This is a genomic window from Rhizobium sp. X9, from assembly GCF_018873185.1.
GTDB lineage: Bacteria > Pseudomonadota > Alphaproteobacteria > Rhizobiales > Rhizobiaceae > Agrobacterium > Agrobacterium oryzihabitans.
On record NZ_CP071311.1, the window covers coordinates 212,270 to 238,572 of the forward strand.

Here is a 26,303-nt window from a genome sequence, read left to right on the forward strand (position 1 = left end):
CATGGCAGCACTTAATCTCAGCGACCAGCGCCAGTCTCCCGACGACGTCCTTGCCAGCGGCGAATATCCGCTGTCGAGGCGCGATCTGTCGGAGATCGCTGCGATGATCTACGCGGATGCGGGCATTTATCTCAACGACACCAAGGCGTCGCTGGTCTATTCCCGCCTGTCCAAGCACATCCGCAATCTCGGCCTGTCGGGCTTCCGCGAATATTGCGCTTTGGTGTCCTCGCCCGAGGGCGCGCAGGCGCGGCGTGAAATGCTGTCTCACCTGACGACGAATTTCACCCGCTTCTTCCGGGAGAACCACCATTTCGAACATCTGCGCGACGAGGTCCTGCCGGGCCTCATCGCGCGGGCGAAATCCGGCGGGCGCGTCCGTATCTGGTCTGCGGCCTGTTCCGACGGGCAGGAGCCCTATTCGATCGCGCTCACCGTGCTCGCCATGTTTCCGAATGCGGCGGATTACGATTTCAAGATCCTGGCGACGGATATCGATCCGAAGATACTGGCGCAGGCCCGCGCCGGCATTTACGACGACAATGCGCTGGAAACCGTCTCCCCCGCCATGCGCAAGCAATGGTTCACGGAAGTCGATGCCGGCGGTCGCCGCAAGTTCCGCATCGACGACAAGGTCAAGCGCCTCATCACGTTCAACGAACTGAACCTGATGACGCAATGGCCCTTCAAGGGCAATTTCGACGTTATCTTCTGCCGCAACGTCGTCATCTATTTCGACGAGCCGACCCAGATGCGAATCTGGTCACGCTTCGCCGGGCTGCTGCCGGAAGGCGGCCATCTTTATATCGGGCATTCCGAACGCGTGTCCGGTGATGCCAAGAACCTGTTCGATAATACGGGCATCACCACCTACCGCTTCATTGGTCACGCATCCGGGAGGAAGGCATGAGCGCACTCGCACGGGTACTCGTCGTCGATGATTCCCCAACAATGCGCGGCCTGATTTCGGCCGTCCTCAAGGCTGATCCGGAGGTCGAGGTGGTGGGCCAGGCCGGCAACGCCATGGAGGCGCGCGCCGCCATCAAGCAGCTCAATCCCGATGTTGTGACGCTCGATATCGAGATGCCGGAGATGAACGGTCTCGAGTTTCTCGAAAAGATCATGCGACTGCGGCCAATGCCGGTCATCATGGTCTCGTCCTTGACGCATCGCGGCGCGGATGCCTCGCTCGCAGCCCTTGAAATCGGCGCCTTTGACTGCGTCGGCAAGCCGGCTCCGGGCGATGCCCGCCCCTTCGGTGACCTTGCCGACAAGGTAAAGGCGGCTGCCCGCTCGCAGCACGCGGCCTATCGCGCGGCGCGCCCCGAAACCGTTGCCGCCCCGCAGCCGACCCCGGTCAGCGATTACCGCGCCGGCCGCAAGGTCGTGGCCATCGGCTCCTCCACGGGCGGTGTCGAGGCGTTGATCGCCGTGCTCCAGAAGTTTCCGGCCAATTGCCCGCCGACCGTCATCACCCAGCACATGCCGCCGACCTTCACGAAGAGTTTCGCGGAAAGGCTGAACCGCATCTGCGCACCCGTCGTGGAAGAGGCGACGGACGGTGCACGCCTCCAGACCGGCAAGATCTACCTTGCGCCGGGCGGCGAACGTCATCTGCAGATCGCCAATCGCGCCGCCCCCTGCTGCCGCCTGGTCGAGCGCGATCCGGTCAATGGCCATCGCCCCTCCGTCGATGTGCTGTTCGATTCGGTGGCCGAGCTTGCCGGCCGCAACGCCGTCGGCGTCATTCTCACCGGCATGGGCCGCGATGGTGCGGCCGGGCTGCTGAAAATGCGCCATGCCGGCGCACGCACGGTCGGCCAGAACGAAAAAACATGTGTCGTCTACGGCATGCCGCGTGTGGCCTATGAGCTTGGCGCCGTGGAACAGCAATTGCCGTTGGCCTCCATCGGCGAAGAAATCCTGAAACTAACCACTGCCCGTAAAGAAGGTGCTGACTAATGTCTCTCGCAGAAAAGATCAAAGTTCTGATCGTTGACGATCAGGTGACCAGCCGGCTGCTCCTCAGCGATGCGCTGACACAGCTTGGCTTCAAGCAGATCACTGCCGCTGGCGATGGCGAGCAGGGATTGAAGATCATGGAGCAGCAGCCCCATCATCTCGTCATCTCCGACTTCAACATGCCGAAGATGGACGGTCTTGGTTTCCTGCACGCCGTGCGGGCCAACCCGACCACCAAGAAGGCCGCCTTCATCATCCTCACCGCGCAGGGTGACCGCGCGCTGGTGCAGAAGGCAGCCCAGCTCGGCGCCAACAACGTGCTCGCCAAGCCCTTCACCATCGACAAGATGCGTGCAGCCATCGAGGCGGTTTTCGGATCGCTGAAATGATTGAAACTGCGGCCAAGCGCGTACATATCATTCAGGGCGAGTATAAGGTTGTCAGCGATCCCGACGTGGTTCTGACGACGATACTTGGTTCGTGCGTGGCCGCCTGTCTGAGAGACCCCGTTGCCGGCCTCGGAGGCATGAACCACTTCCTGCTGCCGGGAACGGGCAATGTGACCGGTGGAGATGCGACGCGTTATGGCGTGCATCTCATGGAATTGCTGATCAACGGCCTTCTGAAGAAGGGCGCCCGCCGCGACCGGCTGGAGGCGAAGGTTTTCGGCGGCGCAAAGACGATCGCCAGCTTCTCCAACGTCGGCGAGCAGAATGCCATCTTCGCCATGCAGTTTCTGAAGGATGAAGGCATTCCGGTCATAAGCTCCTCCACGGGCGGGGAGCATGGCCGCAAGATCGAGTTCTGGCCGGTCTCCGGTCGTGCGCGACAGCATCCGCTGAGCGGCGCGGAAACCCAGAAGACGGTTGCGATGGAAACGCGTCCGGTGCCGGCGCCCAAACCCGTCGCCAACGACATCGAATTTTTCTAGTCACGGAGTTTCCAATGCAGATTGCAGACCACACCGGCACCACTCCGTTCGAAGAAGCCCTGCCGGATGTTCTCATGCGCGTGGTATCGGAGCTGCACGACGTCGCCTATCTCATCGAACGCATCGAGCCGCAATTGCTGGAAGCGACCAGCGGCCAGTTGTCCGGTGACGGCGTCAAACTGCTGCAGGGCATCGACCTTGCCGTTCAAAAGACCCGCGGCCTTGCCGAGTTCATCGATACCATCACGGGCTCTATCCCCGGTGAGTGGATCGTGGACGTCTCGACCGCACTCAGCCTCGTCAAGCTTGCTGAGATGCAGAAGGCGCTGGGCGCGGCCTTCCGCCACGGCCATTCCCAGCCGCTCGACAAGGCCTCCGGCGACTTCGATCTGTTCTAGACGCTCCAGCAGCCACTCATCCCTCCTTCGCGGATAACGGAGAAAGGCAACGCTCGCGCAAGCTTCGCACCCTATTGTCACCACGGGGCCAAAAGGTCTCGGACTCTATGAATGACGGTGCGGAACAGAATGAATCTGTTAAATCAAATCCCTCAGGTCTTGAAGAATGTCGCGGCTCTCGGTCAGACACGGCTTCTGATGCTGGGCGGCGTGGGCGTTCTGTCCATGGCCGTTATCCTTGCAGCGGCACTCTATGTGAACCGTCCCACCTACGAGACTCTCTATGTGGGACTTGAAAAGAGCGACCTCAACAAGATCAGCATTGCGCTTGCCGAATCGGGGCTGGACTTTCAGGTCGGAACCGAAGGTTCGAGCCTTCAGGTTCCCGTCGGGCTTACCAGCAAGGCACGTCTGCTGCTGGCCGAGCGCGGCCTGCCCGACAGCGCCAATGCCGGTTATGAGCTTTTCGACAATGTCGGTTCTCTCGGCCTGACCTCCTTCATGCAGGAAGTGACGCGGGTTCGCGCCCTTGAAGGTGAGATCAGCCGCTCCATCCAACAGATTGACGGGATTGCGGCCGCACGCGTCCATATCGTCATGCCGGATGTCGGCAATTTCCGCCGTGGCGAACAGAAGCCCACCGCATCGGTCATGATCCGCGCCAGTGCCACAGCCGGGCGCAAGGCGTCTGCCTCCATCCGTCACCTCGTCGCCTCGGCCGTTCCCGGCCTTGAAGTCGATGACGTGACGCTGCTCGATTCGACCGGCCAGCTTCTGGCTTCCGGCGACGATGTCACCAATGCCGCCATGAATCGTTCGCTGACACTGGCGCAGAATGTTCAGCAGGAAATCACCACCAATATCGACAAGGCGCTGGCGCCTTTCCTCGGCATGGACAATTTCCGCTCGAGCGTGACTGCGCAGCTCAATACCGACAGCCGCCAGATTCAGGAAACCGTCTACGATCCGGAATCGCGCGTCGAGCGCTCCGTCCGCACGGTGAAGGAAGACCAGAAGTCCCAGGAAACGCAGCCCGACACGGCAGCGACCGTGGAGCAGAACGTGCCGCAGGCAGCGCCGCAGGGCGGTGCCGGTGGTCCACAGTCTTCCGACCAGTCCGCGAAGAAAGAAGAACAGACCAACTACGAGATCAATTCCAAGACGGTCGCCACCGTCAAGAACGGTTATACCGTCGAGAAGCTTTCGGTCGCCGTGGTCGTCAACAAGGGTCGCATTGCCAAGATGGTCGGTGAACCCGCCGATCAGGCCAAGATCGATGCCTATCTTGCGGAAATGCAGAAGATCGTAACCTCGGCTGCGGGCATTTCTTCCGATCGCGGCGATATGGTCACGCTGACGGCCATGGACTTCCTCGAAACGCAGCTGCTCGATGAAGCCGCAAGCGGACCGGGCATCATGGAAGTGCTGAGCCGCAATTCGGCAGGCATCATCAACTCGCTCGCCTTCGTCGCCGTCGCCTTCCTCGTCATCTGGCTCGGTGTACGTCCCCTGGTCCGCTCGGTTGCCGGCAACGGTGCAGCGGCAGGCCAGCTCAGCCAGGAGGCCGCAGGTCTCGAACTGCCTGATTTCTCCCCGGGCATGGATGCCGGCGCAGGTGGTCTCATGGAAGGTTTCGGGGCGGATTTCGGCTTCGACAGCACCGACGACCTTCTGGCTGGCGGCGACAGCGAAGGCACCTTCAACCGCCGCGTTCGCGAAGGACCCGAGCGCAGGCTCTCCCGCATGGTGGAAATCAGCGAGGAAAGAGCAGCCAAGATTCTTCGCAAATGGGCGGTGGAAAAAGCCGCGTGATATTGGGAAAGGCCGGGTTTACCCGGCCTTTTGCGCATTTAGGGGCTTTTTGATATGCTGCCAGGCGCGCGATTGCATTCTCGTTTCAGGACACTGTTTACAAAAAATTCAGCAACGATACAGTTTGCTGGGAATAGGTTGAGAATGCCGTTTATGGATTGGCCAGCTTTTCAGTATGTTTTTTTAGCAATAGACGAGCAGGGAAATACGTGGAAAGGCTGTTGTCAGGTAATGGCAAATTCCGGTCGGTTCCATAAAATGAAGTGATTCGGTCTCCGGGGGTGCGCCATCCCGTTTTGGTAAGCTTCTCGAATGGAATGATTCCATCCCGATGTATAATCTCCCGCTGGGAGCAAGAGGGCGTAGGCGATTGAAAGTCGATGTTGATATCCGCAGGCTGTCTGCCAAGCCTATGGAGGGCATGGGTAAGCCCTTGCCGCGCGACCAGCTTGCCAAAAACGTCGCTGCTACGGCCGCTGCCGGTAACGTTTCAGGCGCGCTGGATCTGCTCGTAACCTACGCCGGCGCCTCGCATTATCTGCTGGCGCGGGATGATCTTCTCGAAGAAACCGGGCTGAAATTTATCGTCACGTCCGACTGGCCCTTCGATCTGGTGCGCAGGCTCGGTGTTGAACTGACGAACAGCCAGAACAGATCAAGCGAAATGGAAAAATGCCTTTCGCTTCTGCGACCGAAATTGCTTTTCCTTCCCGACGACGTTTCCGTTCCCTACGGCATCGACCGGCAATATTCGGCCCTGTCCTTCTGCGTGGGCCGTATCCGGCTTTCGCTGCTATTGCTGTTTCCTGAAAATGCGGTACCGTTACCTGAACGTTTGCGCGAAATCGCCCTGCTGACAGGGTATTGCGTCAGTTTCGGCATCGCCAGCGAAGCAAAAGCGGTGCGGGATATCGATCTTACCGAACGTGAGCTTGAGTGCCTGTTCTGGATCGCCGAAGGCAAGACCAGTGACGAAATTGCGATGATCCTTGGCATTTCTCGCAATACGATCAATAATTACATTACAAGCGTGATGCGTAAAACAGCGACGAAAACCCGCTCGGAGGCAATCGCCTACGCCGTGCGCAACAACCTTGTATAGGCATCGAACGATGGTACAGACGAAGGACAATGAGGGCTTTGGTCAAACGGGGATGTTTCACCGCAGCCCGGTCGTGACAACCCGGTCGGACCTGTTTCCGAAACTCGTCGCCATGCAGAAGGTGGTCGGCGCACGAAATTTCGTGGTGACGAAGGCCGCCGCTTCCGGTTTCCCCAACAAGAAGAAGATGACCTGCGAGCTGGAAAACTGGGGCATGAATGCCGCAGAACAGAGCACGCAGTTCATCCGCGCTGTCGGCGACATTCTTCTCGATCATATCGAGACCTCATTGCTGCCGGTCATCTGGCGCAACAAGAACGCCGGCGGCTTTGCCGATCTTCCCGACGTGCCGGCGCTGCTGCGCCGGATCGAGAATGACACATTGCCCTATGCGGGCCTGGCCCTGCCGGTGCGGCTCGGAACCATCGGCAACGGCTACATCGTTTTCTGCGGCAGCAATCTCGTTCTCGACAATGAAGTCGTCATCGAGCAGCACATTAAATGCTGCGAGATCATGGTCGACATGCTGGCGCTGGACGAGCGCAAGGCGGCACCTTCGGAAGCCTTGAGCGAGAGGGAAATCGCCTGCCTGCAACTGGCCGGTGATGGTCGTATCAGCGAAGAGATCGCGGTCAAGCTCGGGCTTTCCGTTCACACCGTCAATGCCTATCTCGGTTCGGCGACGATCAAGCTCGATTCCGTCAACCGCATTCAGGCGATCGCAAAGGCGATCCGTCTCGGTTACATCCATTGATCGCGGACGGGCCTCCCCCGTCCTCCTTGTCCGGCTCGCCTCGCGCAGGCCGAGGGTAGGATCCCTGCTGCGGAACGCCTTATTTCCCCGGTCATTTCGCGTTTTTTAACAGTTGCCAACTAGAACTGTCACAGGTTTGGCTTTGGGGAACTGTTTCATGCACAACCGGCTCTTTAGGTCCGTTACGGGTAAAGTCGTCGCGCTCACGCTTGGTCTGATCATGCTGAGTGTCGCAGCAGTCGGTGTTTCCACCTATATGCGGTTGAAAGACAATATTATCGCGACCGCATTGCGCGATACGCAGAGTGCAATGCGCGGCATGGCTATCCTCTACGAGATGAAGGTCGGCGGCGTCGCCCTCGACATGGGCGACGGCGAGCTGAAGAGCGTCGGCCGCGCCAGCATCGGAACCTTGCGCGATAACGACCTTGTCGACCGCACGGCGGCTGGAAACGGCGGCATCGCCACCGTCTTTGAAACCAAGGCCGGCGAATACGTCCGTGTCACCACCAATCTGAAAAATGAAAAAGGTGAAAGGGCAGCAGGCACGAAGCTCGCTACCGATCATCCTGCTTTCGAAAAAGTCACCAAGGGTGAAGCCTATTTCGGCCCGGCCACGCTTTTCGGCGTCAATTACATGACCGGTTACATGCCGGTCGTTAACAAGACCGGAGCAACCGTCGGCATCCTTTTCGTCGGCGTTCCGATGGAAGTCTATGAAGCCCAGATATACGGGCTGCGCGACTTGATGCTGATCTGCGGTGGCCTCGCCATGGTCGGTGTGGGGCTGCTCGCTTATTTCGTTATCAGGCGCACCCTGCAGCCGTTGAGCAGGCTTGCCGATGCGGTGAAGTCTCTTTCGGATGGCAATCTCGATACGCCGATCCCCTATGCGACGAACAGCAACGAGTTCGGCAACATTGCCCGTGCTCTTGTGATATTCCGCGAGAATGCGCTTGAGAAGCTCGCGATCGAGGGGAAAAGTGCCGAGGAACGCTCTATGGCGGAATCGGAACGTCACCGCAACGATACCGAGAAGCAGGAGCTGGACGGCCAGATCGAATTTGCGGTCGGGGAGATCGCCTCCGGCCTTGGCAGGCTTTCGCGCGGTGATCTGAGCCGCACGATCGAAACGCCGTTTGCCGGCCGTCTGGACCGGCTGCGCACGGATTTCAACGAATCCCTTCTCAACCTGCGCGATGCGCTGGGCCAAATCCGCGAGCGCACGCTCATCATCCAGCACAGCGGCTTTGAAATCGAGCAATCGTCGGTCGATCTGTCGAAGCGCACTGAAAACCAGGCCGCCTCGCTGGAAGAGACCGCCGCCGCCGTTGACGAGATCACGGTGACTGTCAGATCCTCGGCCGAGCGTGCGCGGGAGGCCAATGAGGCCGTTCGCGTTACCAAGCAGAGCGCCGACAGTTCCGGTTCGGTCGTCAGCAATGCCGTTGACGCCATGGGCCGCATTGAAGACGCCTCACGCAAGATCGAGCAGATTATCGAGGTCATTGACGACATCGCCTTCCAGACCAACCTTCTCGCGCTGAATGCCGGCATCGAGGCGGCGCGTGCGGGTGAAGCGGGCAAGGGTTTTGCGGTCGTGGCGCAGGAGGTGCGCGAGCTTGCACAGCGCTCTGCGGATGCGGCGCGTGAGATCAAGCAGCTCATCAACCAGTCGACACAGGAGGTCAACTCGGGATCGAAGCTGGTTCAGGAGGCAGGCACCGTACTTTCCGCCATCAGCCGGCAGATCGTCACCGTCAGCCAGCACGTTGAAACCATTGCGACGGCAACGCAGGATCAGTCCTCGGCACTCCACAACGTCAACAGCTCCGTCAACCAGATGGATCAGATGACCCAGCAGAACGCAGCCCTTGCCGAACAGTCAAGCGCAGCGAGCAGGGTACTGTCCGGCGAGGTGGAGGCGCTGCTCGATCTGGTTCAGCGGTTCCAGATGGAGCAGGGCTCTGCGACTGGCAGGGATCGATTGAGCCGCGCGGCCTGACGGGTGCATTCGGAGCATACAGTGCGGCAGGCTCGAAGCTCGCTTCCGTCCGCGGCGTTCTCTTCGCCCCTCATCCCTGTGCTTGTCACAGGGATCCAGCCAGCCCAAGTCCTTGGGATAAAAAGACTTTTCCCAACGCGCAGACGCGCGTTGACTGGATTCCTGTGACAGGCACAGGAATGAGGAGGGTGGGGCTGCGACAGACAAACCTTTGTGTCGTGTACCGTGGATTCCGTTTAAACTGGACGTACTCTAGAAAACCGACACCTCCCGGATCGCAAGGTCCGGGAGTTTTTCATTCCGCCGCAGCGCGGGCCGTGCTGGATATCTGGTTGATATAGGCGCGCAGGGCCGCCGGCTTGACCGGCTTGTGCTGGACGGAAATCCCGTATTTCTCCGCATCGCTTCGCACTTCCGGGCTGCGGTCTGCCGTCAAAAGCAGGGCAGGGATCGCCTTGCCGTAAAAAGTCCTGATGAAGCGGATGGCGCTGATGCCGTCGCCATCGTCCAGATGGTAGTCGGCGACGATAACGTCAGGTGCTGCGGTCAGGCTCAGGAAGGGTTCCTCCAGTGCCGCAACGGAGCCTGCGGGTAACACCTCGCAGCCCCAGCCCGAGAGCAGGAGGGTCATGCCCTCAAGGATTTTCGGCTCGTTGTCGATGCACAGGACCCTGATACCGTGAAGGCGATCGCTCGCCGCCGGATTGACGATTGCACCACCGGCTTTCGCGGGTGCGATCCGGTCCGCCTCGCGCGGCAGATGGATGCGGAATGTCGTGCCCTTTCCGGGCGTTGAAATGAGCTGCACCGGATGGTGCAGCATGCGCGACAGCCGATCGACGATGGAAAGGCCGAGCCCGAGACCGGACGCCGTTTTCGCACCTTCGTCCAGACGGGCGAATTCCTTGAAGACCGTACGGAATTTCGATGCTGGAATGCCGATGCCGGAATCGGTGACCTGAATGACAACCTCGCCGCCCCTGCGGCGCGCGCCGACAATAACTTTGCCCTTCAACGTATATTTGATGGCGTTGGAGACCAGGTTCTGTATCAGCCGGCGCAGAAGATTGGGATCCGAGCGCACCGTCAGCGACGTGGGCATGACCACCAGATCGAGGTTCTTCTCCTGCGCCATGGGCGCGAAGTCGGTCTCGATGCGTTTCAGCAGCTCATTCAGCGGCACCGAGGTCATGCGCGCCTTCATCGAACCCGTGTCGAGGCGGGAAATATCGAGCACCGCGCCGAGAATGGTCTCGACCGATTCCAGCGCTGAATCGATATTCTGCACGAGATCGCTTTCCCCCGATGCACCAAGTCGTTCGACAAGCGAGGAGGAATAGAGGCGCGCTGCATTCAGCGGCTGGAGGATATCGTGACCGGCGGCGGCAAAAAAGCGTGTCTTGCCGATATTTGCCTCATCGGCAGATGCTCTCGCCTCCGCCAGTTCGCGGTTGACGCGGGTAAGCTCCACGGTGCGTTCCGCCACGCGCTGCTCCAGCGTTTCATTGGCCTGTTTCAGCGCCTGGTCGCTCGCCACCCTCTGCGTGATGTCGGTGAAGGTGGCGACGATGCCCTTGTCAGGCATGGTGTTGGAGCGCACCTCGATGATGCGCTCGCCGCCGCCAAGCACCAGCGAGAAGGGCAGGTCCATGGTGAGGAAGCTGGTAATAAGCTCATTCGTATCGCCGGCCGGCATGTCACCGCGTTCCTGCAGCATGGCGACGATATCCGTGAGCGGCACGCCCACCTGACCGAACTGCTCGGGCAAATCCAGAAGGGTGCGGAAGCGCCGGTTCCAGATCGTCAGCTGCTGCGAACTGTCGAAGACGGCGATGCCCTGATCCATCTGCGCAAGAGCGGTCTGCAGCATGTCCTGATTATATTGCAGGGCTTCGCTTGCCTGATCCAGCAGCCAGGCCGTGTCTGCGCTGGTATCCTCCGCCTTCTGGAGAATGATGGACAGCACAAGACGGGCGGAGGAGGAGCCGATGGCGCTGCCGAGCAATTGTTCGGAAAAATGGATGAGCGCCATATCCGCCGGTTGGTCGTCATTGAGCTTCCTGCCCGCCGTCTTTTCATAGGTCGCCAGGGAGCGCAGCATGCGCTCTTCGCCGAGATAACGGGCGATCGCGCTTTTGAGATCGCCGACGCTGACGCGGGTTTTCCAGCCGCGCGTGGCAAATTGCGATTTCGAATGGCGCTTGACGAAGATGCCGGACTGGATGCGCTCCACCGGCCGTGGATTGCGCGAGAGCGAGCCCAGCACAAAGGCCAGACTGTTGACGAGCAGGCTGAGAATGACCGCATTCACGAATGGGTCTGCCTCCGGACCGTTGAAGACCGTACTTCCGGAAAACAGGAAGCCGAGAATGTTCGCCGCGACCTCGGAATTGTCAGGCCCGCCGAAGCTTGGCAAAAACAGCAGATAGGCCCATACAAAAAAGCCCGAGCTGAGACCCGCAATCGCGCCGCGCGCATTGGCCCGCCGCCAGAACAGGCCGCCGAAGAGGGCAGGGGCCATCTGGGCGATGGCGGCGAAGGCCAGAAGGCCGATGGAGGCGAGTCCCGTGGCGCTGTCGGCGGCGCGGTAATAACCGTATCCGAGAAGCATCACCGCAAAGATCGCCGTCCTGCGGATGTTCAAAAGCGTTTTGGCGAAGTTGTCCCGGTGCGGTGAACGGTTCAACAGTTTCTGCCGCAGGAAGATCGGCATGACGATGTCGTTGGAGATCATGATCGACAGCGCAACCGAGGCGACGATCACCATCGCGGTCGCCGCCGAAAATCCGCCGATGAAGGTGATCAGCGACACGACCGGCATCTGGTGGGCGAGCGGCAGCTGCAAGACGTAAAGATCGGCATCGCCATTTGCGCCGAGCGTCAGAATGCCGGCCAGCGCGATCGGCAGAACGAAGATGTTGATGGCAATGAGGTAGAGCGGCAGCAGGAAGCCCGCCATGCGCAGCTCTTCCGGCGTGCGGTTTTCCACCACGGTGACGTGGAACTGGCGCGGCAGAAGAATGATGGCGAAGCCGGAAAGCAGCGTCATCACGATCCAGCGGCTGATGGGCGTATGGTAGGATATGGCCTTCATGGCCTGTTCATTGCCGGAGGCGAGCTGCCACAGATGCGAGGGACCGTCGAAGAGAACGAACAGGACGTAAAAGCCGACCGTGCACATGGCGACCAGCTTGACGAGCGATTCCATCGAAATCGCCAGAATGAGGCCGTCCTGATGTTCGGTGGCATCGGTGTGGCGGGTGCCGAACATGACGGCGAAGCCCGCCATGACGATGGTGACGACCAGCGGCAGATCGAGGAAATAGAGATTGCCGCTGCCAATGCCGTAATCGCCGGGATCGACCATCGTCGCCACCGAGTTGGAAACGGCTTTCAATTGCAGGGCGATATAGGGAATGGCGCCGACGAGCGCGATGATGGCGACGATCATCGCCACGGTGGAGTTTTTGCCGTAGCGGGCGGCGATGAAATCCGCAACCGATGTCAGCTTTTCCGTTTTGGCCAGCTCAACGATACGGCGAATGATCGGCATGCCGATGGTGAAGGCGAGGATCGGCCCGGTATAGATGCCAAGGAATTCCAGCCCCCTGTCGGCGGCAAGCCCGACGCCGCCGAAATAGGTCCATGAGGTACAGTAGATCGCCAGGCTAAGCGCATAGACGAACGGTCGCCCTTTTTTCGGGGCGTTTCTTTTGCGGCTGTTCCTGTCCCCGTAGCTTGCAACCGCAAACAGCAGCAGGACATAAGCGAAGGCCGAACCGAATATGATCCACCCAGGAAGCACGCATCCTCCCCATGCCAGAATTCCCGAAGAGGAGCATAGGCGAATTCCGGGCCGTTGAGAATGAGTGCGGTCTGATCATAAAGTTCAAGATGAGAGCATTTCCCACTAAAAGCGTGTAGCGGTTTTATGCCCGGAAAATGCGCAGAAACAGGGTGCTGGCGTACAAAAAAGCTAATAAATGCAATCTTGACGAATTCCAAATGGGGTAAGGAAGCTATATGGTTGAGCGTGTAGGGACAGTCACATAGCTTCAGCTCGCGAAGCAGGAGAGAGGGACAACTGAATGCTTAATGAATTTAAAACCTTCATTGCCCGCGGCAATGTCATGGATCTGGCCGTGGGTGTGATCATCGGAGCGGCTTTCAGCAAGATCGTCGATTCCGTCGTCAACGATCTCATCATGCCGATCGTCGGCGCGATTTTCGGCGGCTTCGACTTCTCGAACTACTTCCTGCCGCTGAGTTCCAGCGTCACCGCCCCCTCGCTCGCCGCCGCCCGCGATCAGGGCGCCGTTTTCGCTTATGGTAACTTCCTGACGGTTGTCATCAACTTCCTCATTCTGGCCTGGATCATTTTCCTGATGGTCAAGGGCGTCAACAAGCTCCGCGCTTCCGTTGATCGTCAGAAGGCTGAGGAAAAGGCGGAAGCAGCACCGCCGCCAGAAGACGTCAAGCTCCTCACCGAAATCCGCGATCTGCTCAAGACGCGTTAAAATCGGAAGTATCTCCGGCCTGATTGCCGGCCCGTTTGGGCGGCGATCTCCGGCCGGGGATCGATCCATAAAGAAAATCCATGACCGCCTCACGGAATATCATGCATATCGGCGGCTCCATGGGATAAGAAGACACCAAACGGAGTGTCTTTAATGTCCATTTTGAACAGTCTGAGTGCACGCTCTCTCGCGGCTCCCGAGAGCGGCATTGTCGAGGTCGTGAATTATGCCCGGGGACGGGACAATCTTCTGCCCCTTTGGGTCGGGGAAGGTGATCTACCGAGCCCCGACTTCATCAACAAGGCTGCCATCGACGGGCTCAACAATGGCGAGACCTTCTACACCTGGCAGCGCGGCATTCCAGAATTGCGACAGGCGCTCAGCAGCTATTACGAGCGTCACTTTGCAGCCTCTCTCTCCCCTGAACATTTTTACGTGACAGGTTCCGGCATGCAGGCGATTGCGCTTGCCGTGCAGGCGCTGACCTCGCCGGGCGACGAGATGGTCTATCTCACGCCCACCTGGCCGAATATCGTCGCTGCCATCGGCGTGGCGGGCGCAAAGGCCGTTCCTGTCGGCATCGATTTTCACGATGGCCGCTGGGATCTCGATATCGGCAAGCTGGAAAGCGCGATCACCGGCAAGACCAGGGCGTTGTTCATCAACACGCCGTCCAACCCGACCGGCTGGACCGCTACGCGCGACAATCTTCGCGATGTTCTGGCGCTTGCCCGCAAGCATGATCTGTGGATCGTGGCAGACGAGATTTATGCGCTTTACCACTATGCCGGCACCCGCGCGCCGTCCTTCCTCGATGTCATGGAACCGGACGACAAGATCGTTTTTGCCAATTCTTTCTCGAAGAACTGGTCCATGACCGGCTGGCGCGTCGGCTGGCTCGTGGCGCCGCCCGCCATCGGGCAGGTGATCGAGAACCTCATTCAATATTCCACCTCCGGCGTGGCGCAGTTCATGCAGCGCGGCGCAGTCGCCGCCCTCGATCATGGTGATGGTTTCGTCCGCGAAAACTATGAGCGCGCTTTGACCTCCCGCGACATACTTTGCGATGCCCTGATTGCAACGAACCGTGTCGAAACCCTGAAGCCGGACGGCGCCCTTTATGCCTTCCTCAAGATAGACGGCGTGACGGACAGCCGCGCCACGGCGCTGGATATCGTCGACAAGACCGGCGTCGGCCTCGCGCCCGGCACCGCTTTTGGTGAAGGCGGAGAGCTGTTCCTGCGCGCCTGCTTCCTGCGCAACCCCAAACAGATCGAAGACGCCGCCGATCGGCTGGCGTCCTACATTCTCGGTCGGTAAATCTTCGCCCTGCCGCGCCGCCTGTCTTGCCGCGGCAGGGTGCAAATCTGCCCCAGAAATCACGATGAGCTGCGAAAACTACAACCCCACGGCGTAGCCATCGACGTGAGCGCATTTCTATGCTATGCGCTGATTGTTCCTTTTATGAGAACATTTTCATCTAATAAATAAAAAGCACTTTATTGCGCTAACCAATCGTAAGCCACCTTTTCAGAGGGCTGAGGGTTTGATGGCGTATTCGCTGTGCAAGTAATCAATGATGAAGAATTATTGGCTTTGATGGGATCAAGAAAAGCAAACAGGGAAGTAATGTCATGGCTGTTCTTGTTACCGGTGGGGCCGGTTATATTGGAAGCCACATGGTGTGGGCTCTGCTCGACGCCGGGGAGGAGGTCGTTGTTGTCGACCGGCTTTCGACGGGATCGCGCTGGGCGATAGCGCCGGCGGCGCGTTTCTATCTGGGCGACGCGGCGGATCGCACATTGCTTGGCCAGATTTTCGAAGAAAACCAGATCGAGACCATTTTCCATTTCGCCGGCTCCGTCAGCGTTCCTGAATCGATCAGCCGGCCACTCGAATATTACGAAAACAATACTGGCACGACCCGCGCCCTCGTTGCGGCAGCGGTCGGCCATGGCATTCGCAACTTCATCTTTTCCTCAACAGCAGCCGTCTACGGAAACCAGCCCTTTGATGGCCCGGTTCCCGAAACGGCGATCCTCAGCCCGGAAAATCCCTACGGCCTGTCGAAACTCGCCTCCGAAATCATGCTGCGCGATGTCGTGCAGGCGCATGATTTCAACTATGTGGCGCTGCGCTATTTCAACGTTGCGGGCGCTGACCCGCAGGGCAGGGCAGGGCCTTCCCCCACCGGTGTTGCGAACCTCATCAAGGTAGCGTGCGAAGCCGCGACCGGCCGACGCGACCAGGTCGAGGTTTACGGAACGGATTACCCGACCGCGGATGGCACGGGCGTTCGCGACTATATCCACGTCAGCGATCTGATTGACGCACATATGCTGGCCATGGCGCATCTGCGCGCCGGTGGCGGCACAAGAACGCTCAATTGCGGTTATGGTGTGGGTTATTCGGTGCTGGATGTGCTGCACACGGTGCAGCGGCAATCCGGGCATGATTTCCCGATCATCCATTGTCCGCGCCGTGCGGGTGATATTGCGACGATGGTGGCGGATTCCGCTCGCATCCAGTCGGAGTTGAACTGGCGTCCCCGCTTCAACGATCTGGAAACCATCGTTCGCACCGCGCTTCAATGGGAAGCCAAGCGTCAGGCGCAGCAAAATGACAGAATCCCGCCGGTCCGCCGCAAACTCGCGGCGATAGGCTAAGCCATCTTGCACTGACAGGTGTGGTTCTCCTACGGCCGATAGAGTGTCGGTTTATCCGAAACGGTTGCGGCGGGAAGCCATTTCTCCGTGTCGAAAAAGCTGCGTGTCAGCTTCAGCCCCGGGGATTGTTCTGTTGCCAGCAAAATGATGTTCAGGCGATGCGGCGCAACCGGTTCTGGCTTTATGGAGACCGAAATACCAAAGTGCTGTGCCTGATAGGGCTGCCTGCTGCGTGCGGGTTCAAGGATGCTGGCTAGGTCGGCCCAGCGGGTTTGCCTGATGATCAGGGCCAGCGCCTCTTCAAGCTTTGTCAGAATAGCGCTGCCGTCCGGTGTCTCAGGCGCAACGGCCTTCATCCTGATGGAGCGAACCTCGCCGGAGGCCCCACCTCTGATGTCAAGGAAAAGCGATGCCCGTTCGGCAGACCCTGCCGTATTCTCCATCACGAGTTCGGCCATGCATTCGAAATTGCGGGTGTTGACCGTGCTGACGTGCCAGCCTTGCGGGGTGGAAAAACCCTGCGCGATAAAGCGGTCGCAGAGGTCTTTGCCGGAAAGAACGAAGTCGCGTGCAAAGGATGCCCTGCCGCCGGCTTGCTCGAATTTCAGCAGATGGGGTGGTAGATCGAGCTTCGGCGCGGCGAGCTTTTGCCGCTTGACGGGCTTCATCCGGGCAGGCTGCTCGACGGCACGAGTGGCAGGAACAAGGTTGAGATAGGTCAGCAGGTTTTTGAGGTGCTTTTTGTCATTGGCAAGCAGCACCGTCGCCGATATGGCGAGACAGACGGCCAGCACCGCAAACAGCAGCGCGCCATGGCTCACTCTTTTTTGCAAGCTCGCGTCCATCGGGGAACCTTAATGGCTGCCGGGGGAGGACGCCAGCCGGGTTTCAATATGGCTTTTCGGGCTATGAGTGGCCCTGTGAATATATTGCGGGCGAAAGCCCTGAAAATAATATGCAATTCACCGCCGGAACTTCCGGCGGCGCGTGATGTTATTCGGACGTATTCTTGCCGGTATCCTGTCCACCGGCGCTGCTCTCATCATCCGCGACGGGAATGGCATAGGAGCCGTTCAGCCAGCGGGAGAGATCGAGCGAACGGCAGCGATCGGAACAGAATGGATAATCGTCCCGGGTCGAGGGTCGCCCGCATTCCGGGCATGGCTGTGATTTCCGAAGCGGCGTGACATTTCCCACGCCTTCCTGGGATGGTTTTGCCATGGTCTATCCTTCGCGCCAGCCCGACGTCACCTCAAATCCTTCACCGGAAAGAAGCGATATGGTCTCGTAGAGCGGCAGGCCGACGACATTGGTATAGGAACCGGTCAGTTTCTGAACGAACGAACCGGCAATGCCCTGGATGCCATAGGCACCCGCTTTGCCGCGCCATTGCCCGGAGGCGATATAGGCTTCGATCTCACGCGTGGAGAGGCGTTTGAAGCGCACCTTGGTTTCCACTACCTTCTGACGGATTTTGCCGCCGGGTGTCACAAGGCAAATGCCGGTATAGACCCAATGGCTGCGCCCGGAGAGAAGATGCAGCGCCGCCGAGGCTTCCTCGGTATATTCCGCCTTGCCCACAATGCGGCGACCCACGGCTACAACCGTGTCGGAACCGAGAACGTAAGCGTCTTTCCAGGCCTGCTCGCTTTTCAGCGCCGCATGGGCCGCTTCGGCCTTCTGCTGCGACAGGCGACGACACAGCGTGCGCGGATGCTCAAGCTTCGCGGGCGTCTCATCGATGTCCATCGGCATCAGACGTGCCGGCTCGATGCCGATCTGATGCAGCAGTTCCAGCCGCCGCGGCGAACCAGATGCCAGAACGAGCTTTTGTTTTGATATTGTCATTGCGCTGCCCGGGCGTCCGATGCTGAAACGGATTACTTGAAGCGGTAGGTGATGCGGCCCTTGCTCAGGTCGTAAGGCGTCATTTCGACCAGAACCTTGTCGCCCGCCAGAACGCGGATACGGTTCTTGCGCATGCGGCCCGCGGTGTGGGCGATGATTTCGTGCTCATTCTCAAGCTTCACGCGGAATGTTGCGTTCGGCAGCAATTCGGTTACGATGCCCGGGAATTCAAGGACTTCTTCTTTTGTCATGTAAGGGTTTTCTTCCTGTTGATAGTGCCGGACATATCGAGTCCGGGAAAATTGCGCGGAAACTACACAATCCCGGCACATTTGTGAACCTCTAAAGCATCGGCTTGAAAATCGCGATTGATTTTAACAGGCCAAGGCGGTTTTCAGTCTTTTGAAAGCGTATCCGCCACCGGCTGCTGCCGCCTCGGCAGTCGTTCCGAGATCAGCTTTGCCAGATGGTCCCGCACCTCGCGATAGGCGTCGAGAATCTGCTCGCGCGTACCGGTGATCACCGTCGGGTCCATGGTCGGCCAATAGACCACATCGAGCGAATTAGAGCGGGTCAGTTCCAAGGCTGCGTGATGGGCTTCGGGTGTTAATGTAATGATCAGATCGAAAAAATCATCCTCGATCTCGTCCAGAGTGCGCGGCTTGTGCTTGCCGAGCGAGAAACCCTGTTCTTCCAGCACCGCATCCACGAAGGGATCGCGCTCTCCCGCCCTCACACCGGCCGACTGTATATAGATGCCGGGCGCCACCAGCCGTTTGGCGATGACCTCGGCCATGGGAGAGCGGATGGAGTTCATGCCGCACATGAAGAGAACCGATTTGGGCGCTCTTCCTTCATTTGGCGCTGCGGCAGGATCGCTCATCTCTAACCCCGCCAATAAAGCACGCAGACAAGGGTGAAGAGGCGGCGCGCCGTGTCGAAGTCCACTTTGATCTTGCCGGAAAGCCGGTCCATCAGTGTCTGCGACCCGTCATTGTGAATACCCCGCCGGCCCATGTCGATCGCCTCGATCTGGCTGGGCGTGGAGGAGCGTATCGCCTCGTAGTAGCTTTCGCAGATCAGGAAATAATCCTTGATGATGCGGCGGAACGGCGTCAGCGACAGGATATGGGTCGAGACATCCTTTTCGTCTTCGGTTTTGATCGAGAAAACCAGCTTGGCGTCGACCAGCGAGATATGCAGCCGGTATGGACCGCCTTCATGGCCGAACGGTTCGAACGTGTTTTCCTCGATCAGATCGAAGATGGCGACGGCGCGTTCATGCTCCACGTCGGGCGTGGACCGGCCGATGCTATCGTCCAGAACCACATCGCAGAGCCGGAAATCGCCTGAAGCCATCTCTTAACTTTCCGGGTTGAGGCGAATGGAGACGGACCGCGCATGCGCGTCCAGCCCTTCCGAGCGCGCAAGGGTGATCGCTGCCGGCGCAAGCTGCCGCAGCTGCTCCGGACCGAGGCGCAGGATCGAGGTGCGCTTGACGAAATCCAGCACCGAAAGGCCGGAGGAGAAGCGTGCCGAGCGTGCCGTCGGCAGAACGTGGTTGGAGCCGCCGACATAGTCGCCGATAACCTCAGGCGTATGGCGTCCGACGAAGATCGCGCCCGCATTGCGGATGTGGGTCATCAGCGCATCCGGATCGTCGACGGCAAGTTCCAGGTGCTCGGCGGCGATGCGGTTGGCCAGCGGAATGGCATCGGTGAGCTTGTCGACCAGAATGATCGCGCCGAAATCGGCCCAGCTTGCTGCCGCCGTCTCGGCGCGCGACAGGCGTTTCAACTGCCGCTCCACTGCTGCTTCCACCGCCTTGCCGAGTTCGGCATTGTCGGTGATCAGGATGGATTGCGCGCCACGGTCATGCTCCGCCTGCGCAAGAAGATCGGCGGCCAGCCAGTCGGGATCATTGTCCCTGTCGGCGATGACAAGCACCTCGGAAGGCCCGGCGATCATGTCGATGCCGACGGTGCCGAAGACCTGGCGCTTGGCGGCCGCCACATAGGCATTGCCGGGACCGACGATCTTGGCGACCGGCGCGATGCTTTCGGTGCCATAGGCAAGTGCGGCGACAGCCTGCGCGCCGCCGATGCGGTAGATTTCCTCAACGCCCGCGATGCGCGCAGCGGCAAGAACAGCAGGGTTTATCACGCCGCCATTTGCCGGCACGACCATGACGATGCGCTCGACACCGGCAACCTTGGCCGGCACGGCATTCATCAGCACTGAGCTTGGATAGCTGGCGGTGCCGCCGGGCACATAAAGGCCAACGGCTTCAATGGCGGTCCAGCGCGAGCCGAGACCCACGCCGATATCGTCCTCGTAGATATCGTCCTTCGGCATCTGCCGCGCATGGTGCTTTTCGATACGTCGGGCGGCGAGTTCAAGCGCCTCGATCACACTCTTGTCGACGGCGGCAAAGGCCGCATCGATCTCATCCACTGTTACCCGCATCGAGACCTCGGAAAAATCGATGCCGTCGAATTTCAGGGAATAATGGGCAAGGGCCGCATCGCCGCGGTGGCGGACATCATTGATGATGTCGCGAACGGTCGCGTTGACGTCTTCGGAAACTTCTCTCTTGGTTGTCAGGAAGGCAGCGAATTTCTGTTCGAAATCAGCCGATGCCCGCTCCAGCCAGATTGCCACGCCACTACCCTTTCATTGTCCCCGCGGGTGATCCCGCGAGGTGCACGAACTTACCGCAGCAATATTGCGGCTCTGGTATGTGGCATAGATCGAAACGGTGACGAAAGGCAACCGTTGCAGTGGCGTGGAGCGCTTATTCGCTATCGGGATGATGCGGTTTGGCGGCCGTTTCCCAGGCGCCGCTCACATCGGTCAGCTGTGCCTCGATGCATTCCACGTCGAGCGCGATTGCGCCGCCGCCCGAAAGCGTCAGTTCGACAGCGCCATCCGGCCCTTCGCCATTCTGCACGAAGCGGATGGCGAGAAGCGAAAGCACCTGTTCCTTGTCGTCGCGGTTGATGCCGTGCGAACGCACCGCCGAAACCCGCTTCAGGAAAACCACGCTGCGGCAGCGCTCCGGCGGCAGGTTCTTTTTCTCGGTGCTTTCCCAGACGAAACGGTTGGCGGACAGCGAAAATTGGCCGTGCTTCGGCTCGAAGGAGACATCCTTCAGCTTGAAGACGCTGTCCTGCATATGCGTCGAAATGACGGAGAGATCTTCATTATCCAGCGCGAGCAATTTCAGGCCGCTCATCGTTTCTTTCCTTTTCCGCGGGTCACAGCCCGCAATGTCTATTTCTTGCTATTGAAATAGGCAGTCGCGGGCCGCTCTGCAACGGGTAGAAACGGATGAGCGGCGATGAAGGGATCAATCGCTGACGCGTTCAACCAGCGCACCGCAGCGGGTGAGCTTTTCTTCGAGGCGTTCGAAGCCGCGATCGAGGTGGTAGACGCGCGAAACCATGGTCTCACCTTCCGCCACCAGGCCGGCAATGACCAGCGACACGGAAGCGCGCAGATCGGTCGCCATGACGGGCGCACCCTTCAGGCGGGAAACACCCTCGATGCGGGCCATCTGTCCGGAGAGCGAAATCTTCGCGCCGAGACGGGCCAGCTCCTGCACATGCATGAAGCGGTTTTCGAAGATCGTCTCGGTGATATGCGAAACACCCTGCGACCGGGTCATCAGCGCCATGAACTGCGCCTGCAGATCGGTCGGGAAGCCGGGGAAGGGCTCGGTGACGATATCGACCGGCTGAATGCCGTTGCCGTTGCGCACGACGCGCAGGCCGGTTTCCGTGTCGCTGATGCCAACACCCGCAAGCCGCAGCGTGTCGAGCGCATTGTCGAGCAAGGATGCGCGCGTGCCTTCCAGCACCACGTCGCCGCCGGCCATGGCAACGGCCATGGCATAGGTGCCGGTCTCGATACGGTCAGGCAGAACCCGGTGGCGTGCGCCGGAGAGCGAGGTGACGCCTTCAATGGTGATGGTGGAGGTGCCGGCACCCTCGATCTTCGCGCCCATGGCGGTCAGGCACTGCGCCAGATCGACCACTTCAGGTTCGCGGGCGGCGTTATGGATGACGGTGGTGCCCCGTGCAAGGCTCGCTGCCATCAGCATCACATGCGTCGCGCCGACAGAGACTTTCGGGAACGTGTAGACAGCGCCGATCAGGCCACCTTTTGGAGCACTGGCGTTGATGTAGCCGCCGTCGATCTCCATCGTCGCGCCGAGTGCCTCAAGGCCCTCGATGAACAGGTCGACCGGGCGCGTGCCGATGGCGCAGCCGCCGGGCAGGGAAACGCGGGCGCGGCCTTCACGGGCCAGAAGCGGGCCGATGACCCAGAAGCTGGCGCGCATCTTGGAAACCAGCTCGTAAGGGGCGGTGGTGTCGACAATGGTGCGGCACGTGAAGTGCACGGTGCGGGAATAGGCCTCGCCCTGGCTTTCGCGGCGGCCATTGACGGAGATATCGACGCCGTGATTGCCGAGAATACGGATGAGCTGCTCCACATCAGCCAGATGCGGCACGTTTTCAAGCGTCAGCGTATCGCTGGTCAGAAGCGATGCGATCATCAACGGCAAGGCGGCGTTTTTCGCGCCGGAGATGGGAATGATGCCGTTGAGCTTGTTGCCACCCGTAATTCTGATGCGATCCATGCGTCCCTACGGGCCTGCGCCCGCCTTTCTTTATCTGCCTTGCGGAAAGGCGCGTCCTTAGACGAGTTTCCGCGGCGTTTCAATTTTATGCTCGTGAATTCTCTATGAGGATGATTCGTCCGTTTTTGCGGCAGGCAGGCCAATCGTTTCATCCGCATCGCCGGCGCGGCGTGCACGAACCTGCTGTTTGCGCTTCTGAAGGTTTTCACGCAGCTTCTTTGCCGCCCGCGCCTTGCGCTCCGCCTCGCGCTGGCGCGCCTTCTCACCGGGACCAGCCTGCGCGTTGCCGTTTGCCGCAAGGGCGGATGGCTCTGCGGAAGCATCCGCGGAAACCGCTGCCTTTGCCTGTTTGTCATGATGTTCGTTCATAAATTCAGCAATATCCGAAAAATACCTTTTTCAACAGGGGGCACGCTTTTTTGCCCCGCTTGATCAAGAATATCGTTTTGCGACTTGCGCTCGTCAAAAACCTATGGCAATAGGCCGCCACACTTGATGCTGAAGCAAACGCTTCGGCACCGGATGCTGCTATAGCTCAGGGGTAGAGCACTCCCTTGGTAAGGGAGAGGCCGAGAGTTCAAATCTCTCTAGCAGCACCATTTTATCCCAGTAAAATCAAATATTTACGTGCGAATTTATCTGCCGTGGCCGACGCCATTCGCGGTAGCTGCGTGCCCTTGTGCGCACGCCGGACAGCTTTCGGCGAACGGGAAAACCGCGCCTCTTGCGAAGCGCGGTTTCCGTATCCGAATATTCTGTTGCTGCCAGAGCGGGACGAAACCGCCCGTAGCCAACGGGCGCCGCTTACTGACGGAATAGCGACAGGATATTTTCGGAGCTGGTATTGGCGATGGAGAGCGACTGGATTGCCAGCTGCTGCTGTGTCTGGAGAGCCTTGAGCCTGGTGGATTCTTCGTTCATGTCCGCATCAACGAGGCGGCCAATGCCCTTGTCGATGGAGTCAGTCAGCTTCGAAACGAAATCTTCCTGCAGATCGAGGCGCATCTTGATGGAGCCGAGATCGGCGCTGGCGCTGATGACCGATTCCAGTTGCGTATTAACGAACTGGATCATGTTGTCGAGACCGTCATTGTCTGTCAGTGGCTGACCGTTGGCATCCGTCAGGCCGCTGAGGTGTTTGGTGATATCGAGGTCGATCAGCGAATAATTGAGCTTCTGGGCCATCTGCGAATCGGCAGCAGCGGTTTCGAGGTAGATATTATTGTTCGACGAACCGCCCACTCCGATTGCTGTTACGGTGGTGCCGGTAGCGGGCGCAGCATTATTCGCCTTAACATACAAGGCTTCGCCGGCGGCGTTTTCACCGATCTTGAAGTAGGTGCCGTTATTTTGTGCCGCTGTCGCATCGGCGACGGTCACAAGACCGGTTGCCGCATCCGCAGCCGAAACCGTGGTTGTCGTAGCTGATGGGAAGGCGAGGAACTGAGCCTCTGTGAATACTTTTGCAGTCAGCAATGTGGTTGTGGATACACCAGCAGTTGTTGTGGTGATTGCGAACTGTCTCAGAACGCCCGTGTCGGAGTAATAAGCGGCACTGTCGAGAATGCCGTTCTTTGTCGTACCGGTCGTGGTGTCGAAAAGCGCGGTCTTGTTGTCGACCTGAACATCGATTGTCTTGACTGCCACATTGCCCGCACCATCGCGGATAAAGGAACCGACGACCTGTTTGGTGATCGGCGTCAGGTTACCTGCGGCATCGCTGATTTTGCCTTTAAGCCAGTTTTCACCGGAAAAGGAGGCTGATTCGCCGATACTCTTCAGCTGATCCTGAAGCTGGGTGATTTCTTCCTGGATCTTCGCCTTGTCGACGCCTGCTTCACGCGCCGCAACCAGCTTCTTGCTGATTTCTTTGACGACATCGACCGTGGTTTCCATGGCGGAATAGGCAGTATCGACCTTGGCAGCGCCAAGGCCGAGAGCGTCCTGAACGGCGGAAAGCGCACCATTGTCAGAGCGCATGGTGGTCGCGATGGACCAATAAGCGGCATTGTCGGAGGCCGTCTTGACGCGCAGGCCGGAGGAAACACGCGACTGCGTTTCTTCCATGCTGCTGCCAATGGCGCGAAGGGTCTGCAGAGCGGACATCGCCGCGACGTTTGTCAAAATGCTGGTCATAATTATTTGCCCCTTGATTGGCTGAAATGAAAAGGGACATTCCGGATTGTCACCGGGAACGATCGCGCGGCCTGATGCCTGTTAACCTCTTTTTCGTCTTGGTTAACCAATCGTTTCGATGACTAGGTTTTAGGTCGCAAATGGTTAACAAAGCCTAAATCAACGGCGGAAGAAATTAAGGAACGATAATTTTTCTTAACGATAACGAAAAAAGCCGCGCTTAGAGCGCGGCTTTTCAGTTCCGAATGGTCTTTTCCGATTAGCGGAAGAGCGACAGAATGTTCTGCGAGTCGCTGTTTGCAATCGAGAGCGACTGGATCGCCAGCTGCTGCTGCGTCTGCAGGGCCTTCAGCTTGGTGGATTCTTCGTTCATCTCGGCGTCGACGAGGCGGCCGATACCGCTGTCGATCGAGTCGGACAGCTTGGAAACGAAATTTTCCTGCAGCTTGAGGCGGGAAGACACGGCACCCAGCCCTGCGGCTGCGCTTGTTGCGCCTTCGAGCTGGTTATCAACGTGCGAGATCAGCTGGTCGAGAACGTCTTCGCTGGTTGCTGTCGCACCCAGGCCGAAAGCGGTCTTCATGCTGTCAAGCTTGGTGATGTCCAGGTTGAGAACCGATGTACCGGAAGCATAGACGGTTGCGATCGTCGTCAGCGCGGCAGGAACAGCGGCGTTAAGGGTTGCGCCGGTGGCGTCGGTCGTCTGAAGCCACTTGTTTTCGCCAACCTGCTTGTAGAAGTCCGTGCCATCGCTCCAGACGCCGTTTGAGCCTTCGGAGAAGGTCGCGCCGAGCGTCGTCGTTGCGGTGCGGAAAGTGCCGTCGGTCCATTTTGCGACGTCGGCGCGCAGTGCGTCGGCATCGAGAATGCCCTGCTTGTTGCCGCTGACATCGACGAGAACGTTGGAGCCGTCGAGAGCGATATCGATGGACTGAACCTTGACGTTGCCGTCAGAGCTGCGGGTGAAGGAGCCGACGATCTGCTTGTTGACGCTAACGCCGGTTGCGAGGTCTCCGGCCGTAGCGGCGGCGGTGCCGATAACGCCCTTGAGCCAGTTTTCACCGGAGAAGGAGGCGGAGTCGGTGATGGACTTCAGCTGATCCTGGAGCTGTGTGATTTCTTCCTGGATCTTGGCGCGGTCTACGCCTGCTTCGCGCGAGGCGACCAGCTTGTTCTTGATTTCCTTGACGACGTCGATCGAGGATTCAAGACCGGCATAAGCGGTATCAACCTTGGCGGCGCCGAGGCCGAGAGCGTCCTGAACAGCGGAAAGAGCACCGTTGTCGGAACGCATGGTGGTTGCAATCGACCAGTAAGCGGCGTTGTCGGAAGCCTGGCCGACGCGGAGGCCGGAGGAAACACGGTCCTGAGTGGCTTCCATGTTCTGGCCGATAGAGCGCAGCGTCTGGAGAGCAGACATAGCTGCGATGTTGGTAAGAATGCTAGTCATGATTAATTTGCCCCTTGAATGGCTGATTAAAGAAGGGACATTCCGGTCTCACCGGGAACGGCGCACAGCATCATGCCTGC

Annotated in this window: 25 protein-coding genes and 1 tRNA gene; 13 read left to right on the plus strand and 13 right to left on the minus strand. The window is 59.2% G+C overall.

Going from position 1 to position 26,303, the window contains the following annotated elements; translation table 11 throughout:
• Nucleotide 1 precedes the first annotated feature (1 nt).
• The 9 genes from cheR (at nt 2) to JZY08_RS01115 (ending at nt 8,964) form a co-directional block, all read left to right on the plus strand.
• Complete coding sequence (gene cheR, locus JZY08_RS01075) at nt 2-910, plus strand: protein-glutamate O-methyltransferase CheR (RefSeq protein WP_082183695.1); 909 nt, start codon at nt 2-4, stop codon at nt 908-910.
• Complete coding sequence (gene cheB, locus JZY08_RS01080) at nt 907-1,962, plus strand: protein-glutamate O-methylesterase CheB (RefSeq protein ID WP_082183696.1); 1,056 nt, start codon at nt 907-909, stop codon at nt 1,960-1,962. The genes cheR and cheB overlap by 4 nt, the downstream gene beginning before the upstream one ends.
• Nucleotides 1,962-2,351: a chemotaxis response regulator CheY2 gene (cheY2, locus tag JZY08_RS01085; protein ID WP_003493781.1), complete on the plus strand. Its 390-nt coding sequence runs from the start codon at nt 1,962-1,964 to the stop codon at nt 2,349-2,351. The genes cheB and cheY2 overlap by 1 nt, the downstream gene beginning before the upstream one ends.
• Nucleotides 2,348-2,893: a chemoreceptor glutamine deamidase CheD gene (gene cheD, locus JZY08_RS01090; RefSeq protein WP_082183698.1), complete on the plus strand. Its 546-nt coding sequence runs from the start codon at nt 2,348-2,350 to the stop codon at nt 2,891-2,893. Before cheY2 ends, cheD begins: the two co-directional genes overlap by 4 nt.
• A gap of 14 nt (nt 2,894-2,907) precedes the next feature.
• Nucleotides 2,908-3,291: a hypothetical protein gene (locus tag JZY08_RS01095; protein ID WP_082183700.1), complete on the plus strand. Its 384-nt coding sequence runs from the start codon at nt 2,908-2,910 to the stop codon at nt 3,289-3,291.
• 129 nt (nt 3,292-3,420) lie between these two features.
• Complete coding sequence (gene fliF / locus JZY08_RS01100; protein ID WP_216330692.1) at nt 3,421-5,103, plus strand: flagellar basal-body MS-ring/collar protein FliF; 1,683 nt, start codon at nt 3,421-3,423, stop codon at nt 5,101-5,103.
• Nucleotides 5,104-5,473: 370 nt separating this feature from the next.
• Nucleotides 5,474-6,205: a helix-turn-helix transcriptional regulator gene (locus tag JZY08_RS01105; protein WP_035241582.1), complete on the plus strand. Its 732-nt coding sequence runs from the start codon at nt 5,474-5,476 to the stop codon at nt 6,203-6,205.
• A 52-nt stretch (nt 6,206-6,257) separates the two neighbouring features.
• On the plus strand, nt 6,258-6,959 hold the full coding sequence (locus tag JZY08_RS01110; RefSeq protein WP_003493793.1) for a helix-turn-helix transcriptional regulator: 702 nt from the start codon (nt 6,258-6,260) through the stop codon (nt 6,957-6,959).
• 157 nt (nt 6,960-7,116) lie between these two features.
• Complete coding sequence (locus tag JZY08_RS01115) at nt 7,117-8,964, plus strand: methyl-accepting chemotaxis protein (RefSeq protein ID WP_216330693.1); 1,848 nt, start codon at nt 7,117-7,119, stop codon at nt 8,962-8,964.
• Between the two features lie 295 nt (nt 8,965-9,259).
• Here JZY08_RS01115 and JZY08_RS01120 read toward each other — a convergent pair whose 3' ends face one another.
• Nucleotides 9,260-12,769 carry a hybrid sensor histidine kinase/response regulator gene (locus tag JZY08_RS01120; protein WP_216330694.1) on the minus strand — a complete coding sequence of 1,170 codons (3,510 nt, stop codon included), beginning with the start codon at nt 12,767-12,769 and terminating at the stop codon, nt 9,260-9,262.
• Between the two features lie 283 nt (nt 12,770-13,052).
• Between JZY08_RS01120 and mscL the strand changes: the two genes are divergently transcribed.
• The 3 genes from mscL to galE all read left to right on the plus strand — a co-directional run bounded on the left by mscL (nt 13,053) and on the right by galE (nt 16,147).
• Complete coding sequence (mscL, locus tag JZY08_RS01125; protein ID WP_003493799.1) at nt 13,053-13,481, plus strand: large conductance mechanosensitive channel protein MscL; 429 nt, start codon at nt 13,053-13,055, stop codon at nt 13,479-13,481.
• Nucleotides 13,482-13,634: 153 nt separating this feature from the next.
• On the plus strand, nt 13,635-14,801 hold the full coding sequence (locus JZY08_RS01130) for a pyridoxal phosphate-dependent aminotransferase (RefSeq protein ID WP_216330695.1): 1,167 nt from the start codon (nt 13,635-13,637) through the stop codon (nt 14,799-14,801).
• Between the two features lie 314 nt (nt 14,802-15,115).
• Nucleotides 15,116-16,147, plus strand: coding sequence for a UDP-glucose 4-epimerase GalE (galE, locus tag JZY08_RS01135; RefSeq protein ID WP_035241584.1), 1,032 nt, complete (start codon nt 15,116-15,118; stop codon nt 16,145-16,147).
• A 29-nt stretch (nt 16,148-16,176) separates the two neighbouring features.
• Here the strand turns inward: galE and JZY08_RS01140 are convergent, their stop codons facing one another.
• From JZY08_RS01140 to JZY08_RS01185, 10 genes are all read right to left on the minus strand, one after another.
• Nucleotides 16,177-16,992, minus strand: a complete 816-nt coding sequence (locus tag JZY08_RS01140) for a DUF6030 family protein (RefSeq protein ID WP_216330696.1) — start codon at nt 16,990-16,992, stop codon at nt 16,177-16,179.
• 148 nt (nt 16,993-17,140) lie between these two features.
• Nucleotides 17,141-17,368 carry a DNA gyrase inhibitor YacG gene (gene yacG, locus JZY08_RS01145; RefSeq protein ID WP_003493810.1) on the minus strand — a complete coding sequence of 76 codons (228 nt, stop codon included), beginning with the start codon at nt 17,366-17,368 and terminating at the stop codon, nt 17,141-17,143.
• A gap of 3 nt (nt 17,369-17,371) precedes the next feature.
• Nucleotides 17,372-17,995, minus strand: coding sequence for a Maf-like protein (locus tag JZY08_RS01150; protein ID WP_216330697.1), 624 nt, complete (start codon nt 17,993-17,995; stop codon nt 17,372-17,374).
• A 32-nt stretch (nt 17,996-18,027) separates the two neighbouring features.
• Nucleotides 18,028-18,246, minus strand: coding sequence for a translation initiation factor IF-1 (gene infA, locus JZY08_RS01155; protein WP_003493814.1), 219 nt, complete (start codon nt 18,244-18,246; stop codon nt 18,028-18,030).
• A gap of 143 nt (nt 18,247-18,389) precedes the next feature.
• Nucleotides 18,390-18,878, minus strand: coding sequence for a low molecular weight phosphatase family protein (locus JZY08_RS01160; RefSeq protein WP_003493816.1), 489 nt, complete (start codon nt 18,876-18,878; stop codon nt 18,390-18,392).
• Between the two features lie 2 nt (nt 18,879-18,880).
• On the minus strand, nt 18,881-19,354 hold the full coding sequence (locus JZY08_RS01165; RefSeq protein WP_003493818.1) for a UPF0262 family protein: 474 nt from the start codon (nt 19,352-19,354) through the stop codon (nt 18,881-18,883).
• A gap of 3 nt (nt 19,355-19,357) precedes the next feature.
• Complete coding sequence (gene hisD / locus JZY08_RS01170; RefSeq protein WP_216330698.1) at nt 19,358-20,656, minus strand: histidinol dehydrogenase; 1,299 nt, start codon at nt 20,654-20,656, stop codon at nt 19,358-19,360.
• A 133-nt stretch (nt 20,657-20,789) separates the two neighbouring features.
• Nucleotides 20,790-21,230, minus strand: a complete 441-nt coding sequence (locus tag JZY08_RS01175; protein ID WP_082183715.1) for a DUF2948 family protein — start codon at nt 21,228-21,230, stop codon at nt 20,790-20,792.
• 114 nt (nt 21,231-21,344) lie between these two features.
• Nucleotides 21,345-22,637, minus strand: a complete 1,293-nt coding sequence (gene murA / locus JZY08_RS01180; RefSeq protein ID WP_137037081.1) for a UDP-N-acetylglucosamine 1-carboxyvinyltransferase — start codon at nt 22,635-22,637, stop codon at nt 21,345-21,347.
• Nucleotides 22,638-22,739: 102 nt separating this feature from the next.
• Nucleotides 22,740-23,006 (minus strand): hypothetical protein, encoded by a 267-nt coding sequence (locus tag JZY08_RS01185; RefSeq protein ID WP_137037082.1) that lies wholly within the window; start codon nt 23,004-23,006, stop codon nt 22,740-22,742.
• Between the two features lie 155 nt (nt 23,007-23,161).
• Between JZY08_RS01185 and JZY08_RS01190 the strand changes: the two genes are divergently transcribed.
• Nucleotides 23,162-23,236 (plus strand) — tRNA-Thr (locus JZY08_RS01190).
• A gap of 205 nt (nt 23,237-23,441) precedes the next feature.
• Here JZY08_RS01190 and JZY08_RS01195 read toward each other — a convergent pair.
• The gene (locus JZY08_RS01195) at nt 23,442-24,773 is read right to left on the minus strand and encodes a flagellin (protein ID WP_216330699.1); all 1,332 of its coding nucleotides are present in this window, start codon (nt 24,771-24,773) and stop codon (nt 23,442-23,444) included.
• 259 nt (nt 24,774-25,032) lie between these two features.
• A complete protein-coding gene (locus JZY08_RS01200; RefSeq protein WP_216330700.1) occupies nt 25,033-26,223 on the minus strand; it encodes a flagellin in 1,191 nt (396 codons plus the stop codon).
• Between the last annotated feature and the right edge of the window lie 80 nt (nt 26,224-26,303).